Annotated in this window: 14 protein-coding genes; 4 read left to right on the forward strand and 10 right to left on the reverse strand. The window is 67.7% G+C overall.

All coding sequences use genetic code 11. From position 1 onward, the window contains the following. Positions 1-2: 2 nt before the first annotated feature. Complete coding sequence (locus tag ARC23_RS01740; protein WP_057495630.1) at positions 3-2,288, forward strand: FdhF/YdeP family oxidoreductase; 2,286 nt, start codon at positions 3-5, stop codon at positions 2,286-2,288. Between the two features lie 482 nt (positions 2,289-2,770). Further along, entirely contained in the window at positions 2,771-3,310 is a 540-nt protein-coding gene (locus ARC23_RS01745) for a DUF411 domain-containing protein (RefSeq protein WP_080392989.1), read from the forward strand. A 142-nt stretch (positions 3,311-3,452) separates the two neighbouring features. Here the strand turns inward: ARC23_RS01745 and blaL1 are convergent, their stop codons facing one another. The 4 genes from blaL1 to ARC23_RS01765 all read right to left on the reverse strand — a co-directional run bounded on the left by blaL1 (position 3,453) and on the right by ARC23_RS01765 (position 8,287). Next, a complete protein-coding gene (gene blaL1, locus ARC23_RS01750; RefSeq protein WP_057495631.1) occupies positions 3,453-4,325 on the reverse strand; it encodes a L1 family subclass B3 metallo-beta-lactamase in 873 nt (290 codons plus the stop codon). A gap of 95 nt (positions 4,326-4,420) precedes the next feature. Further along, the gene (locus ARC23_RS01755; RefSeq protein WP_057495632.1) at positions 4,421-6,850 is read right to left on the reverse strand and encodes a TonB-dependent receptor; all 2,430 of its coding nucleotides are present in this window, start codon (positions 6,848-6,850) and stop codon (positions 4,421-4,423) included. Positions 6,851-6,920: 70 nt separating this feature from the next. Next, positions 6,921-7,766 carry a FecR family protein gene (locus tag ARC23_RS01760; RefSeq protein ID WP_057495633.1) on the reverse strand — a complete coding sequence of 282 codons (846 nt, stop codon included), beginning with the start codon at positions 7,764-7,766 and terminating at the stop codon, positions 6,921-6,923. Then, the gene (locus ARC23_RS01765) at positions 7,763-8,287 is read right to left on the reverse strand and encodes an RNA polymerase sigma factor (protein WP_057495634.1); all 525 of its coding nucleotides are present in this window, start codon (positions 8,285-8,287) and stop codon (positions 7,763-7,765) included. The genes ARC23_RS01760 and ARC23_RS01765 overlap by 4 nt, the downstream gene beginning before the upstream one ends. 204 nt (positions 8,288-8,491) lie before the next feature. On the opposite strand from ARC23_RS01765, the gene ARC23_RS01770 reads away from it, so the two are divergent. Beyond that, positions 8,492-8,758, forward strand: a complete 267-nt coding sequence (locus ARC23_RS01770) for a hypothetical protein (protein ID WP_057495635.1) — start codon at positions 8,492-8,494, stop codon at positions 8,756-8,758. A 9-nt stretch (positions 8,759-8,767) separates the two neighbouring features. Further along, complete coding sequence (locus ARC23_RS01775; RefSeq protein WP_057495636.1) at positions 8,768-9,940, forward strand: low temperature requirement protein A; 1,173 nt, start codon at positions 8,768-8,770, stop codon at positions 9,938-9,940. A 69-nt stretch (positions 9,941-10,009) separates the two neighbouring features. On the opposite strand, the gene ARC23_RS01780 is transcribed toward ARC23_RS01775, so the two are convergent. From ARC23_RS01780 to ARC23_RS01805, 6 genes are all read right to left on the reverse strand, one after another. Further along, positions 10,010-10,561, reverse strand: coding sequence for a DUF1697 domain-containing protein (locus ARC23_RS01780; protein ID WP_057495637.1), 552 nt, complete (start codon positions 10,559-10,561; stop codon positions 10,010-10,012). Further along, positions 10,558-11,199 (reverse strand): response regulator transcription factor, encoded by a 642-nt coding sequence (locus ARC23_RS01785; protein WP_057495638.1) that lies wholly within the window; start codon positions 11,197-11,199, stop codon positions 10,558-10,560. The genes ARC23_RS01780 and ARC23_RS01785 overlap by 4 nt, the downstream gene beginning before the upstream one ends. Further along, positions 11,192-12,247, reverse strand: coding sequence for a sensor histidine kinase (locus ARC23_RS01790; RefSeq protein ID WP_057495639.1), 1,056 nt, complete (start codon positions 12,245-12,247; stop codon positions 11,192-11,194). The genes ARC23_RS01785 and ARC23_RS01790 overlap by 8 nt, the downstream gene beginning before the upstream one ends. A gap of 198 nt (positions 12,248-12,445) precedes the next feature. Then, positions 12,446-13,183 carry an MgtC/SapB family protein gene (locus ARC23_RS01795; protein ID WP_005416700.1) on the reverse strand — a complete coding sequence of 246 codons (738 nt, stop codon included), beginning with the start codon at positions 13,181-13,183 and terminating at the stop codon, positions 12,446-12,448. A 30-nt stretch (positions 13,184-13,213) separates the two neighbouring features. Continuing rightward, positions 13,214-15,973, reverse strand: coding sequence for a magnesium-translocating P-type ATPase (gene mgtA, locus ARC23_RS01800; RefSeq protein ID WP_057495640.1), 2,760 nt, complete (start codon positions 15,971-15,973; stop codon positions 13,214-13,216). A 63-nt stretch (positions 15,974-16,036) separates the two neighbouring features. Then, positions 16,037-16,336 (reverse strand): hypothetical protein, encoded by a 300-nt coding sequence (locus ARC23_RS01805; RefSeq protein WP_057495641.1) that lies wholly within the window; start codon positions 16,334-16,336, stop codon positions 16,037-16,039. Positions 16,337-16,345: the final 9 nt, after the last annotated feature.

The following is a 16,345-nucleotide window of genomic DNA, read 5'->3' on the forward strand; positions in this document are numbered from 1 at the left end:
ACATGTCCGAGCAGAAGCCGCCACGTTACAAGCCCTACGACCAGCCGGCCGGAGGCTGGGGTGCCGCCGGTGCCACAGCCAAGGTGCTGCTGCAGCAGAGCGTGATCGGCAAGGGCTCGAAGGCGCTGCTGGCGATGAACCAGCCGGGCGGCTTCAAGTGCCCGAGCTGCGCGTTCCCCGATGCCGACGAACGCAGGAAGCTGGAGTTCTGCGAGAACGGCGCCAAGGCGCTGGCCTGGGAGGCCACCCAGTTCCGCGCCAGCCGCGAACTGTTCGCCCGGTACACCGTCACCGAGCTGATGGCACAGACCGACTACTGGCTGGAGATGCAGGGCCGGCTGACCGAGCCGATGCGCTACGACGCAGCCACCGACCACTACGTGCCGTGCAGCTGGGACGAGGCGTTCGCGCTGATCGGCCGCCACCTGCAGGCGCTGGAAAGCCCCCATCAGGCCGAGTTCTACACCTCCGGGCGCACGCCCAATGAAGCGGCGTTCCTGTATTCGATCTTCGTGCGCGAGTTCGGTACCAACAACTTCCCGGATTGCTCGAACATGTGCCACGAGCCGACCAGCCGGGGTCTGCCGCCGGCCATCGGGGTGGGCAAGGGCACCATCGTGCTGCAGGACTTCGAGCACGCCGAGGCGATCTTCGTGATCGGCCAGAACACTGGAACCAATTCGCCGCGGATGATGAGCAACCTGGTCGAGGCACGCAAGCGCGGCATCCCGATCGTGGCGGTCAATCCGATGCCCGAGCGCGCGCTGATCCGCTTCGCAGAACCACAGGACGTGGTGCAGATGGCCACGTTCGGCTCGACCGAGATCACCAGCGAATTCGTGCACATCCGCATCGGCGGCGACCTGGCGCTGATCAAGGGCATGATGAAGGTGATGTTCGAGCGCGAAGCACAGGGCGAGCGTGTCCTGGATCACGACTTCCTGGCCGAACACACGCTGGGCCTGGAGGCACTGCGCGAAGACGTAATGGCGCAGGACTGGGACCAGATCGTGCAGGTGTCCGGCATTTCGCAGGCGCAGATCCGTCGCTGCGCGGAGATCTACATCCGTTCCAATGCCACCGTGATCTGCTACGGCATGGGGCTGACCCAGCACCAGTACGGCTCGCGCCTGCTGCAGCAGGTCGCCAACCTGCTGTTGCTGCGTGGCAATTTCGGCAAGCCCGGTGCTGGCATCGGGCCGATCCGGGGCCATTCCAATGTGCAGGGCGACCGCACCGTCGGCATCGACGAAAAGCCCAAGCAGGCCTATCTGGACCGCGTGCAGCAGGTGTTCGGCTTCGACCCGCCACGCGAGCACGGCCACCATGTGGTCGAATCCATCGAGGCGATGCTGGATGGCAGTGCCAAGGTGTTCATCGGCCTGGGTGGCAACTTCATCCATGCGGTACCCGATACGCCGCGAGCGTACGAGGCAATGCGCGGCCTGGAGCTGACCGTGGGCATCGCCACCAAGCTCAACCGCGGGCATCTGGTGCATGGACGTGATGCCCTGATCCTGCCAGTGGTGGCGCGCTCGGAACGTATCGTGACGCCGGCCGGCGAGCAGTTCGTCACCATCGAGGACGCGATGTCGAATGTCACCGCGTCGCGCGGGGTACTGGAGCCGGTCAGTGCCGATGTGTTGCCCGAGGTCGAGATCGTCTGCCGCATGGCGATGGCTACGCTGCCGCACAGCCGGGTTGACTGGGCCGGCTGCATGCACGACTACGCCCCCATCCGCGAGCTGATTGCTGCGGTGTACCCGGAGATCTACACCGGCTTCAACGAGCGCATCCGGCAGCCGCAGGGCTTCCATCTGGACATCCCGCCGCGCCGCCGCGTCTGGCCCACGCCCAATGGCAAGGCCAACATTCTGGTGATGCCTGGCCTGGACGTGGACGATCCCGTGCACGATCCGGACATGCTGCGGCTGGCCACCGTGCGCTCGCATGACCAGTACAACACCACCATTTACAGCTACAACGACCGCTATCGCGGCGTGTACAACGACCGCATGGTGCTGTTCATGAACATCGAGGACCGGCTGGCGCGCGGGCTGGACAAGGAAGCGCGGGTCAGCCTGGAGACGATCAGCGGCGATGGCGTGCAGCGGCGCATCGAGGGCCTGACCGTGCTGGACTACCCGATGCCGCGCGGTGCGCTGGCCGGCTACTACCCGGAACTGAACCCCTTGCTGCCGCTGGACTACTACGACCGCATCAGCGGCACGCCTGCAGCGAAGTCGATTCCGGTGCGGGTGCAGGCGATGGCGGCGGCGATTGCGTAGTGCGTGCATCGGCTATCATCGTCGTGTGAACCTGACTGATCTGCTGCTGCGTTGGATGTTGCTTGTCGCCCTGGTGCTGAATGCACCGGCATTGGCGCTCGCTGCGTCTTCGTACAGCGGTCCGGCCAGCCAGGAGCATTGCGCTGTACCGCATTCGGCCGCGATGGCGGCGGCGGGCTGCTGCGATGATGCGGCCCCGGCTGCCTGCCAGAGCGGTGAGTGCGAATGCCCGCCCGCCTGTCTCGGCATGCTGGCGACGTTGAACGGAACACCGGCTTCGCCCTGGCGCGAAGCGCCTGTTCCGGCCAACACCCAGCAACGCGCATCGCCTCCGATGCTGGATCCGTTGCGTCCCCCCATCGCGTGACTCCCCGCAGGCCTCAAGCGCCTGCCATGACTGCTCGACTTTCTCTCGACTCTGCCCGCGCCTTCGATGCGCGGGCGGCGGGCCACGTTGCCCGTCTTTGCAAAGGAATCACTCAATGAACCGTACGCTCTCCCTCAGCCTGCTGCTGGGCACTGTGTTGGCCACGACCGCCTGCGCGCGCGCCGCCGAAGAATCCTCCGCGGCAACGGTCGCCAGCGAGGCACCGGCCGCAGCGCCCCAGGCCAGCCCGGCCAAGGTCGATCCGGCCTTGCCGGTGGCCATCGTGCACAAGACCGCCAGCTGTGGCTGCTGCGGCATCTGGGTCGACCATCTGAAGGCTGCGGGCTTCCAGGTGGACGTGCGCGACACCGATGACATGAATCCGATCAAGGTCCGCCTTGGCGTGCCGGTCGGCAAGGCGTCCTGCCACACCGCCGAGATCGGCGGCTACGTTGTGGAAGGCCACATTCCGGCCGGGGACATCAAGCGCCTGCTGGCCGAGCGCCCGGCGGCGCACGGCCTGGTCCTGCCCGGCATGCCGGCAGGTTCGCCGGGCATGGAAATGCCCGATGGCTACGTGCAGCCGTACACCGTCGAGCTGGTGCGCACCGATGGCAGCACCGAACCGTTCGCCCAGCACGGGCAGGGTGGCTGATAGACCGCGGGTGCCGGTCGTCCTGACCGGCACTCTTCGGCGCGTCCTGTGTAGAGCCGAGCCTATGCTCGGCTTGCCCCTTGTAGAGTCGAGCCATGCTCGACTGCTCTGTTTCAGTCGAGCATGGCTCGACTCTACAGATTCAGCGGGTCGTGGCTGCTTCCTTGGCCAGCTGCGCGTCGAACTTTTTCTCGGCCGCATCCGCGTAGGCCTTGCAGGTCAGGGCGTTGGCGCTGGCCTTGCTGCCGGCGGCATAGTTCCAGTGGCTGGCGCCTGGATGTGGGGTCAGCAGCAGGTCGCAGGGCAGGCCGCGCACCGTGGAGAAGCTGCGCCGGTAGTCCTCGATCAGGCGCGGATAACGGGGGTTGCCCTTCAGCTGGTAACCCGGTGCACTCAGGCTGTCAGCGTAGGCGATGCGCACGGGCTTGCCATCGCGGGTGTCGGTCCAGGTCCAGGCGGTGCTCCCCGGGGTGTGCCCTGGCATGAAGTGCGCGGTGAATGCGATGCCGCCCACCGTGACCACTTCGCCATCCATGATGATGCGGTCGGCACTGGCCGGCGGGTAGGTGATGCCATCGCCGAAGTGCAGGTCGTTGCTGCCGCCACGTGCCAGCAGCACGGCCGTTTCGGCATTGGCGACCAGATGCGCAGCGGTACGCCGTTTCAGTTCCGCCACTGGCCCGGCGTGGTCGGCGTGCGCATGGCTGAGCAGGATCCATCGCAGGTCCTGCGGGGCCACGCCGCGCAGCTTCATGTTGTCCAGCAGGTGACCGGCCATCTGTGGCATGCCGCCATCCAGCAGTACGGCGCCCTCGGTGGTCTGCACCAGCAGCGCGGTCAGGTCCTCGGTGCCGATCTGCCAGGTGTGGTCGGCAATCTGCAGCGGCGCCATCGGCTGCAGCCAGGACGCATCCACGCTATAGGCCCGCAGCTGTGGCAACGGCGCTTGTCCGGCATGCACCTGGTGGGCAGGCAGTGTGGCGGCCAGGGCGAAAGCAAGCAGGGAACTGCGCATGGTGCATGTCCATTTGAAGGAGGCCCAGAAACTAGCATGGGCCTCCTTCGTCACGTCGCGCATAGATTTCATGGCTCCCATAAGGGCGCCATGGCTCAGTACCGGTACTGCCAGCCCAGGCTCAGCACCCGCCCACGGCCGGCGAAGTAGCTCGGGTTCGACGGCGTGGTCTGCGAGTAATAGCTGATGTACTGCCTGTCGGCCAGGTTCTGCAGGCCCAGGGTGAAGCTGTGCTTGTCCAGCACGTAGCGCGCCACCAGGTCCATCGTCGTGTAACCGTTGAACGTCGCCACGCGGTTGCCGAGCTGGTCGAAGTCGCGGTCGAAGGCATGGCTGGCCTGCAGGCGCGTGCTCAGCTGCGGTGTCCAGTTCTGTTCCCAGAACGCGGTCAGCCGGTTCGGCGCGATGTTGACGCCGGCCAGGTCGCTGTCCAGGCGGCCATCGACGTTGGCGTCGTAGCGTCCGTTGGCGCGCGCATAGCCCAGGCCCAGGCGGGCGTCACCCAGCCTCATGCGCAGGTTGCTTTCGAAGCCTTCCACGCGGGTGGCCTGGCGCTGCACGTTGTAGGCGTCGATGCCCGCATCGTAGACCAGCACCGAACCGAGCTTCGATTCAGAGGTGTAGTAGGCAATGTCACCGCTGAGCCGGCCATCGTCGTACTCCAGGCCGATCTCGCGGTTGTCCGACACCACCGGCGACAGGTCGACCAGGCTGTCCACGCGCTGGCCGTCGCGGTTGATTGCGCGCAGCACGCGGCCGACGTCGGCTACGGTGTATCCCTCCGAGTAGGAGGCATAGGCGTTGAGGCGATCGGTGACATACCAGACCGCGCCGAAGTTGGGCAGGGTCTCGCTCATGGCCGGCTTGCCGCCGGCCACCCTGCGCGCGCCGTAGCGTGGCAGCGTGGTGTAGTCACCCACGTCCAGCTCGCCCTTCTCGTAACGCAGGCCACCGGACAGCATCAGGTGGTCGGTCGGCCACCAGTGCAGCTGCAACAGTGGTGACAGGCTCTGGTAGGTGGTCAGCGGTACCCAGTTCATGCCGCTGGCCAGCAGCACCTGATGGGTACGGTCGCGCAGGCCATCCAGGCCCACGGTCACGTCCAGCGCGGTATCGGCAATGCGGGTCCAGCTCTGGGTCAGCTTGAAGCCACGCTTGTCCGATTCGTTCTGGGTCTGGTCCCAGGCGGCGTTGGCGCCGGTATTGCCCCACGGGTCCCACTGGCTGGCGCCATAGCGTCCTTCGAAGTCCACCGCGAAGGCCTGGGCCTGGAAGCGGCCACCCAGCAGGTCGGCGGCGCTGTAATCGACGGTCAGTGAGCGCGAGCGGTTCATCGGCGGGTCCAGTGGCGTATCACCGGGCACCGAAATGGTCGGCCGGCCGGTGCGGAAGTCACCGTTCACCGCCACGTAGTTGTCCAGCCCGCGCAGCTCGTAGCGGTTGGCCATCACCTGCAGCCGATGGCCTTCGGCCAGGTTCCAGCCCAGCTTGGCGAACACGTTGGACGAGGTTGAATCCATCAGCTCGCCCTGCGCATTGGTGCCGATCGAGCGGCCTTCGCCGTCATGGAACAGGCCCTGGCGCTCGTAGGCGAGGCCGGCGACGAGGTCGAAACGATCGCCGCGCACGCCCACCAGCGCCGAGGCACGCTGGCCGTTGCCATCGTGGCGGCTGGGCAGGGCGCTGCTGTAGGTCAGGTTGCTGTCGAGCAGGAACGCGCCGGGCTCGGTGGGGGCGCTGCGGGTGATGATGTTGACGATGCCGCCGGTGCCGCCAATGCCCTGCAATGCGTTGGCACCGTGGATGACCTCGATGCGCTCGATCATCGCCGGGTCGATGGTGTGCGAATCGCGCGAGCCGTCGCGCAGCGGGGTGGACTGCGGCACGCCGTCGACCATGTAGAGGATGCCGCGGCCACGCATGCTCTCGCCGTAGTTGGACATCTTCTCGCGCGCGGGCGCGAAGGCCGCGATCTGCGCCGACAACACCCGCGATACGTCCGAGCCCAGCGCCAGCTGCTGGGCGATGTCTTCGCGGGTCAGTACGGTGATGGTGTTGGGCATGGCGGTTTCACCCTGCGGCATGCGCGCGGTGGAGGCCGAGACCGTGACGCGCTCCAGTGAGGTCGGGCCTGCGGCCGGGGTGGCCCGCGCCGGGTCGCTGGGCCTGGCCTTGGACGGTACCGGTGCCGCAGCGGCACTGACCACGAACACACCGGGCGAACGTTCCTGCAGGGTCAGCGCGTGGCCGGCCAGCAGGCGTTGCAGCGCTTCGCGCGGAGTGTAGCGGCCGTCAAGCGCGGGCGCGCTGCGGCCGCGGGTACTGTCGGCGGCAAACAGCAGCTGGATGCCCGTCTGACGGGCCAGTGCGTTCAGTGACCCCTGCAGTGGCCCGGCCGGCAGGTGCAGCTGCACTGTGGCGGGAGCACGGGTCTGCGCGGCAGCGGGCAGCGCGGCGCACAGGCAGGCCGCGAGCAGGGCGGGGGCCAGCCGGCACAGGGCAGCAGGCGGAACGTGGCGGGTCATGCAGGGTCCTTCGGAGGGGTTCAGATACCTGCCGGATGGGACGTTGCGCGACCCACCCCTGCGGGGTTGATCACGGGCGCGCGCGCAGGTGCAGGCTGCCGTCGGCGGCGGTATGCACCTGTACCGGCAGGATCTCCGGCAGCAGCGCGATGGCGGTTTCGGCGCGGTCGGCATCGAACACCCCCGAGACCAGCAACGGGCCCAACGCCGGGTCATCCAGCACGACCGGCCGGTCGTGGTAGCGCTGCAGGATGCGCAGCACTTCCGACAGCGGCAACCGATCGAACTGCAGCCGCCCGGTGGTCCAGTCGGCACGGTCCGGGCTGACCGCTTCGGGCGGTGACAGTGACCCTGCCTGGGCCAACAGGCGCTGGCCCGGCTTCAGGCGCTGCTCGGCCTCGCTGCCGTCGACGCGTACGCCCACCTCGCCGCGCCACAGCGTCACCTCGCTCAGATCGCCCTGGCGGTCCACATCGAACACGGTGCCGTAATTGCGCACGTGTACTGGACCGGCATCGACCTGGAAGGGGCGCCACGCCGAGTGCTGTACCTGGAAGCGCGCCTGGCCGCGTGCCAGCAGCACCTGCCGCGAGCGCAGGTGACGGCGCACCTGCAGGTGGGTGCCGGCATCGAGCAGCACCTGGCTGCCATCGGGCAGGGTGACAGTGCGGCGTTCGCCGGCGGCGGTATGGTGATCGCGCACCTGCCAGGCCGGGTCGATCAGCAGCAGGGCGCCAGCGGCGACCAGCAACACCGGCAGCACGGCCTTGATCGGGCGGCCGCCACGCTTTCGCTGCAGCAGCTCGGGACCCGGCATCGGGAAGCGTTGCTTCAAGGCATCGCGGTGCTGCTCCAGCAGCTGATCGGTGGAACCCGGCGGCGGCTGCGGATCGGTGGGGTCGGGCGCGCGGCTCATGGCAACCCTGCAGGCAGGCGGCAGTCGGCCATTGCCAGGCGCAGGTGGCGTTCCACTGCCTTCAGGCCAATGCCCATGCGCCGCGCAACCTCGGCCTGCGGCAGCTCATGGATCTTGTGCAGGATGAAGACCTGCTGGCGTCGGCAGGGCATGCGCTCGATGGTGCTGCTCAAGCGTTGCAGTGCCTGCATGCCCTGCGCCTGTTGCTCGGGCCCGGGGCGCGTGCAGGCGCCCTCCGGCAGTTCGGCGCGCGGTTCGACCCAATGCCGGCGCAGGTCCTCGGCGCGGCAGCGGTCCACCGCCGCATCGTGGGCGATGCGGCGCAGCAGCGCGATCGGTTGTCGTGCATCGTGCACGGGCGGACGCTCCAGCAGGCGCACGCAGACATCATGGACCACCTCACGGGCCAGGCTGGGCGAGCGGAAGCGGCGACGCAGGTAATCCACCAGTTCTTCGTAGTGGTGCACCAGCGAGGACACCAGCGGCAACGCAGGTGGGTGGGGGGAGGGCAGCGGAGGCATCCGGACCGGCAGCAAGGGCGAGGGGCGGGCGCGGAGAGAGCATCCCCGCACGATGAAACAATACTAATGGGAACTGTTCGCGTTTGCCATGCGCGGGCGGCCGCGCGGATTGTTCGCGGCGGCTGGAAGGTGAAACCACAATCATCGGCTGGAGCGCAGAATCGGCCCGGGCTAGCCTGCCCGCAGGCTCAAGGAGACAGACCGATGCATGTGATTCTGGTGATCACCGCAGGCGTGCTGCTGCTGGGGGTGTTCCTGCTGTTTGGCCATCTATGGAGCGTGGGCACCTCGCAGCTGCCCACGGCGCTGATCGCCTTCATCGCCACCTGGCTGCTGATGGCCGTGGCCAACATGTGGGTGGGGGTCAGCAAGGCCGGCTACGCGGTACGTGAGGAGCTGCCGATCCTGTTGCTGGTGTTCGCCGTGCCGGCGCTGCTGGCCGGTTTCCTGTACTGGCGCCTGGCGCGCTGAAGGAGTTCCATGAGTACCCGACCGCGCCTGCCCGCGCTGCGCCACCGTGACGGCCACCATGCCCGCGTCACCTACGAAGAACTGTTCTTCGACCTGGTCTACGTATTCGCAGTCACCCAGCTCAGCCACCAGCTGCTCCACCACCTTGGCCTGGCTGGCGTACTGCAGACCCTGGTGCTGTGGTTCGCGGTCTGGCTCGGCTGGCAGTACGCGTGCTGGGTCAGCAACTGGTTCGACCCAGAGGCACCGCGCATCCGGGGCCTGATGTTCGCCACCATGCTGCTGGCGTTGTTGATGTCCTCGTCCATTCCCCAGGCGTTTGCCGATCGTGCGTGGATCTTTGCCGGGGCGTACGCCACGATGCAGGTCGGACGCACCGCGTTCGTGCTGCGCGAGGTCGGCCGCAACCATCCGTTGGCGCCGAACTTCCGTCGCATGCTGGCCTGGGTCAGCGTGTCGGCCTGCTTGTGGCTGGCGGGCGCGGCGGCCGAGGGCGATCTGCGGCTGGCACTGTGGGCGATGGCGGTGGCGTGCGAATACATCTCGCCGATGTTCGGTTTCGCGTTCCCGGGCATGGGCCGGTCGCACACCCGCGACTGGACCATCGAGGGCGGTCACCTGGCCGAACGCTGCCAGCTGTTCGTCATCGTCGCACTGGGTGAGACGTTGCTGGCAACCGGGGGCGTGCTCAGCGACGTCGAGCACTGGAGCCTGGAGGTGGTATCGGCGGTGCTGGCCACCTTCGCCGGGACCATCGCCATGTGGTGGCTGTACTTCGGCATCTCCAGCCGTGACGCCACCGAGGCGATCACCCATGCCGACGACCCGGGGCGGATGGGCGCCAACTTCCACTACGTGCACGCGCTGCTGATCGCCGGCATCATCGCCACCGCGGTCGGCAACGACCTGGTGATGGACCACCCTGGCGCGGCGGTCACGGCGGTGTACGCCACCGTGATGGTGGCGGGCCCGCTGATCTATCTGCTGGGCAGTGCCCTCTACAAGCGCGTGGTCTATGGGCGCGCGCCGCGCTCGCACCTGCTGGGCGCCGCCGCGCTGCTGGTGCTGTACCTGGTGTTGCCATGGATGCACCTGCTGGCCGCCGGATGGCTGACCAGCCTGGTGCTGCTGGGCGTGGGGCTGCTGGATACGCGATTGAAGCGCCGCCTGCAGCGGGCGTGATCCGTTGCGTCCGCCCACTGCTTCAGCCTTCACGGAGCGCGAGCGCGGCGCAGTGCCTGAAGGTCGACGCTACCGCCTCCGGCCGCGACGCGGATTGCTGGCAGGCCAGGCAAGCGCTGCGGCCATCGCTGCAAGCTTGCCGATTGTGTTCATATTGCGGGCGGTGCCGTGCTGGGCGCAGGGCACCCGCAGGCGCGAGTCGGCCATGCCGGCACCGTAGTGGATGAAGATCTCGCGCGTGCCGAGTGCAAGCTGTTCGTCGCGCCGGCCGGTCACTCCGTCCAACGGATCGGCCGGCAGGCTGTTGTCGAGGAACAGGGCGACCACACGGTTGCCGGCGCCCTGCGGAAATGGATTGCGCGCCACCACGCCGGCGATCTCGCTGGCCGAGCGCACCAGCACGCCCACCGGCTTGCCGGCGTACGCATGGAGCCGCTGGGCGAGGGCCTGGCGCACGCCCGCTTCGTCGAGCGCGCTGCGCAGCACGACATTGCCACTGGCGATGTACGTGCGGACATCGGCGAAGCCTGCGTCCTCGCACATCGCCACCAGATCCCGCATCGGCAGCTTTCCGGTGCCGCCGACGTTGACCGCGCGCAGCAGCGCGACGTGGACGTTCATGGCGTTCCCGCCTGCAGACGGTCGTACATGCGTACCAGATCGACCAGGGTGCGTGCGCCCATCTTGCGCATCACCTGCGCGCGACGCACCTTCACCGTGATCTCGCTGACGCCCAGGTCGCCGGCAATCTGCTTGTTGAGGCGGCCACGCACCACGCCATCGACCACGTCGCGCTCACCCGCGTTGAGCGTGTTCCAGCGCTGCTGCAGGGCATCGAGCGCCTCGCCGTCGCGACGGCGCTGGCGGTCGATCTCGATGCCCTTGTGGATCGCATCCAGCAGTTCCTGGTCGCGAAAGGGCTTGGTCAGGAACTCGATGGCACCGTCCTTGATCGCGTTGACACCCATCGCGATGTCGCCGTGGCCGGTGATGAACACCACGGGCAGCTGCAGGCCGTGATGGCCCATCGTGCGATGGAACTCCAGGCCACTCTGCCCGGGCATGCGCACGTCCAGCACCAGGCAGGCCGGTGCGTCCTCGCGCTGGTGCTGGAGGAAGGCCTGGGTAGAGGCGAAGGCCCGCACCTGTAACCCCATCGAGGCCAGCAGGTCTTCCAGCGCGGCGCGCACTGACGGATCGTCGTCGATCACGTAGACGATGGGTGCCGGATCGGCGCGGGCGGCAGTGGGCTTACGCATGGCGCGCCTCCGTGGCGACGGGCAGTTCGAAGACGAAGCAGGCGCCGCCACCGGCGGGGCGCTCGGCGCGGATCCTGCCGTCGTTGGCCTCGATCATCGAACGGCTCAGGCTCAGGCCGAGCCCAAGCCCGTGTGACTTGGTGGTCCAGAACGCATCGAACACGCGCTCGGGCCGGTCGGCCGGCAGGCCGACGCCGCGGTCGCGCACGCTGAAGCTGATCCAGGGGCCGTCGCGCCGGGTATGCAGCGACAGTCGCCTGTCGGCGCTGGGCACCGGCTCCATCGCGTCCACGGCGTTGAGGATCAGGTTGCCGATCACCTGCTGCACCTGCACGCGATCGGCCTGCACGGGGGGCAGATCGGCCTCCAGCAGCAGGGCGACGGCCACGCCATGCCGATCCAGTTCGGTGCGCGAGAGGGCGAGCATTTCCTCGACGGCCTGGTTGAGGTCGAAGGCGCGACGCTCGGGTGCCGCGCCCTGGGTCAGGCCCCGGATGCGTGCGATCACATCGCCGGCGCGGTGCGCGTCGGCCAGGATGCGGGCCACGGTCTGCCGCGCCTTGTCCACGTTCGGCGGGTCCTGTGCCAACCAGCGCTGGCAGGCCTCGGCGCTGCTGGCGATGGCCGCCAGCGGCTGGTTCACCTCATGCGCGATCGAGGTGGTCAGCTCGCCCACGGTGGAAGCGCGAGCGACCCGCAGCAGCCGGCCCTGCGCTTCCTGCACCGCCGCCTTGGCCGCTTCCATGTGCAGCGCGAGATAGGTGGTGATGCCGATCACCAGCGTGCCGATCACCGAATTGACCAGGCCGATCCGGTAGGTGCCGAAGCGGGTCAGGAAGAAACTCAGGCCGGTGAGCGCGACGCAGGCGATGGCCAGGGTGATCAGACCGCGCCGGCCCAGCACGCGCGAGGCGGCAAGAATGACTGCCGCGTAGAAGCAGGCAGCCGCGACGGCGTAATCGGTGACGGTATCGACCAGGAAGATCGCCGCCATCACGACGATCAGGGCCAGCAGCACCAGTGGGCGGCGGGGCGACAGCGATGGCATCGGGACAGCTCCCTGGCGTGGGCGGAAAGGATAGCAAAGCCGCCAGCGGTGGATGCCGACCCGGGTCGGCTTGCTCTTGTGCTGTGGGTGCCGACCGTTGGTCGGCACAAACCAGAACGATGCCTGGTAGTGCCGGCCGCTGGCCGGCAACTGCACGGTGCGTCCGGAGATCACGGGGGTGCCGGCCAGCGGCCGGCACTACTCCTCCAGGCTGGCGTTCCAGAACCCCTGCAGCACGCCGGGCGTGGTTGCCAATGTGGCCAGAACGGCATCCAGTTCGCCGGCGTCCACCGTGGTGGCATACAACACCGCTTCGATTTCCACATCGCGCTCGCCGAACGGGCGCTGGTCCACCGCGCGCACCGGGTACTGCGCCTGCTCAAGCAGCAGCAACAGTTGGTCCAGCACCTCGGCCTGCTGCTCGCGCTGGCAGACCACGTTGATCGCATAGGTCGCCTCGCTGAACGCTTCCGGCAGCGGCTGCCGCTGGATGCGGTTGACCACCGGCCGCAGCAGGGTATTGGCGGCCAGCACGAACACGGCCGCGAGCACTGCTTCGGGCAGCAGCTTGATACCCGCGCAGGCTCCCACCGCCGCCGATCCCCACAGGGTGGCGGCGGTGTTCAGGCCGGACACCTGGGCGCCGTCCTTCATGATCGCGCCGGCGCCGAGGAAGCCGACGCCGGAGATCACATAGGCCACCACATGCAGCGGCGAGGGTGGTCCGCCGTACAGGTCATGGAAGCGCACCGCCAGGTCGACGAACACTGCCGCACCCACCGCCACCAGCGTATTGGTACGCAGGCCGGCGGTGCGTTGCCGCAGCTGCCGCTCCAGGCCGATGACCGTGCCCAGTACGAAGGCCACCGACAGACTGATCAGCGAGCTGAGCGTGGCGCCGGCGTTGAACGCCGGCAGGTTCGGATTGATGTCCATTGCGTTTCTCCCTGGACAAGCGACGGGCACTTACTGCCAGCCGTAACGACGGATGTAGAACCGCTTCAGCGCAGTGGTCAGCACCGCATAACCGAACAGGATCGCCACCAGGAACGGCCAGTAGCCGGCCGGCAGCGCCTGCAGCTTGAAGTAGCCGGCCAACGGGCTCATCGGCAGGGCCACGCCGATCGCCATGATCAGGCCGGTCATCAGCAGCAGCGGCGGCGCGGCGATGCTCTGCAGGAACGGCACCTTCGGGGTACGGATCATGTGTACGATCAGGGTCTGGGTCAGCAGCCCGACCACGAACCAGCCGGACTGGAACAGGCTCTGGTCGGCAGCGGTACGCGCGTCGAACACGTACCACATCAGCGCGAAGCAGCTCAGGTCGAAGAGCGAGCTGATCGGCCCGAAGAACACCATGAAGCGTCCGATGTCCGCCGGGTTCCACTTCAACGGCTTGCGCACCAGTTCCTCGTCCACGTTGTCGAACGGGATGGCGATCTGCGAGATGTCGTACAGCAGGTTCTGCACCAGCAGCTGCAACGGCAGCATCGGCAGGAACGGCAGGAACGCCGAGGCCACCAGCACCGAGAACACGTTGCCGAAGTTGGAGCTGGCGGTCATGCGGATGTATTTCAGCATGTTGTTGAACGTGCGCCGGCCCTGGATCACGCCTTCCTCCAGCACCATCAGGTTCTTTTCCAGCAGGATGATGTCGGCGGCCTCCTTGGCGATGTCCACGGCGCTGTCCACGCTGATGCCGATATCGGCCGCGCGCAGCGCAGGCGCATCGTTGATGCCGTCGCCGAGGAAGCCGACCACCTTGCCCTGTGCGCGCAGCTCGCGCACCAGGCGCTCCTTGTGCAGCGGCGTCAGGCGGGCGAACACGCGGTGCTGGTGCAGCGCACGCGACAGCGCGCCGTCGTCCATGCGCTCGATCTGCGGGCCGGTCAGGATGGTGTCGGCGTCCAGGCCCACCTGTGCGCAGACACGGGCGGTCACCAGTTCGTTGTCGCCGGTGAAGACCTTGACCTCCACGCCATGCGCGGCCAGCGCCTGCAGCGCCTGCGCGGCCGATTCCTTCGGCGGGTCTAGGAAGGCCACATAGCCGACCAGGGTCAGGCCGGACTCGTCGGCCTGCGAGTAGGTGGTCTGGCTGGCAGCGGTCTCCTTCATCGCCACCGCCACCACGCGCAGGCCCTGTTCGTTCAGTTCCTCGGTGGTCTGCCGCACGCGGGCCAGGCGCTGCTCGTCCAGCGGCATGTCCTGGCCGTTCTCACGCACGGCGCTGCAGACCGCCAGCATTTCTTCCACCGCGCCCTTGCAGATCAGCTCGTGGTGGTCCTCGCGCTCGGAGACCACCACCGACATGCGGCGGCGCTCGAAATCGAACGGAATCTCGTCCACCTTGTGGTAGTCCTGCGACAGCCGCAGCGAGCTCTGCAGCTCCACGTGCTCCAGCACCGCGCGGTCCAGGAGATTGATCAGCCCGGTCTGGAAGTGGCTGTTGAGGTAAGCGAACTTGAGCACGTCTTCCGAATCGTGACCGAACACATCGGTGTGGCGCTCCAGCGCGATCCGGTCCTGGGTGAGCGTGCCGGTCTTGTCCGTGCACAGCACTTCCATCGCGCCGAAGTTCTGGATCGCATCCAGCCGCTTGACGATCACCTTGCGCCGCGACAGCAGCACCGCACCCTTGGCCAGGGTGGAGGTGACGATCATCGGCAGCATTTCCGGGGTCAGGCCGACTGCCACCGACAGCGCGAACAGGAATGCCTCGGTCCAGTCGCCCTTGGTCCAGCCGTTGATCAACAACACGATCGGCACCATCACCAGCGCAAAACGGATCAACAGCCAGCTGACGCTGTTGACGCCGGCCTGGAAGGCGGTCGGCGCACGGTCGGTGGCGGTGCTGCGCTGGGCCAGCGTGCCGAAGTAGGTGCGGTTGCCTGTGGCCAGCACCACTGCGGTGGCCGTGCCGGACACCACATTGGTACCCATGAACAGCAGGTTGTGCTGTTCCAGCAGGCCGGCCAGGCCGTCGCCGGGGTGCGCGAATTTCTCTACCGGCAGCGATTCTCCGGTCATTGCGGCCTGCGCCACGAACAGGTCCTTGGCGGTCAGCACACGGCAATCTGCCGGAATCATGTCGCCGGCCGACAGCAGGATGTGGTCGCCGGGCACGAGCTCGCGGATCGGCAGGTCCAGCAGGCGCGCCGGGCCGCGGCTGTGCAGGTGCGCGCCGAAGTACTGGTCGGCCACATCGGCCGCTTCGGTGCCCGGATTGCGGCGCAGCACGCGTGCGGTGTTGCCGACCAGCGCCTTCAGCCGCTCGGCGGCCCGGTTGGAGCGCCCTTCCTGCACGAATCGGATCAGCGTGGACAGCACTACCATCGCACCGATCACGATCGTCGCCTTGATGTCCTCGGTCAGCCAGGACACCGCCGCCAGCACGGTCAGCAGCAGGTTGAACGGATTGCGGTAGCACTGCCACAGGTGCCGCCACCACGGCAGCGGCTTTTCGTGATCGACCTCGTTGGGGCCCAGCGAGGCCAGCCGTGCCTCGGCCTCATGCGGGCTGAGGCCATCGGCATGCGAATCCAGCGTGGCCAGCAGCTGGGCTTCGTCCTGCTGGGCGAGGGTGACCAGGCCGGTGGTGAGCGCGAACGGCGCGGCCTCGGCGCTTCCCGCGCCGAACCCGGCCTCGGGCATCGCGCGGCGGCGGAACAGGTTGCCTGCGCGACGGCTGCGCAGGAAGGCGTTGAACCAGGCGTTGAGCAGGCTCATGGGGTGCTCCTTGAATGTCGGAGGCGGCCGCAGCCGGAACACGAACGGAATGGGTGAGACAGGTCAGGCGTGGCGCATGGCCAGCACCGCCGGCGACCACGGCTGCATGTGCAGGCGCTGGCTGCCGCCGATGCACAGCGGCTTCATCGCATCGCGCAGTGGGTAGGGCAGGTGGCGCAGCACGGTGATGCGTTCGCTGATCGGCAGCAGCGACAGTGCATCGGCCACCACGCGCGGTGAACCGAGCGACAGCGAGCGGGCAAACATCACGGGCCCGTGCTGCAGCAGCTGGCTGCGCAGCGCGGCAACATCGCGCGCGCCAATCAGGCGGCGCAGGGTGATGTAGAGGATCTTGTAGGACATGGGGGCGAA

It is taken from the genome of Stenotrophomonas beteli, assembly GCF_001431665.1.
Lineage (GTDB): Bacteria > Pseudomonadota > Gammaproteobacteria > Xanthomonadales > Xanthomonadaceae > Stenotrophomonas > Stenotrophomonas beteli.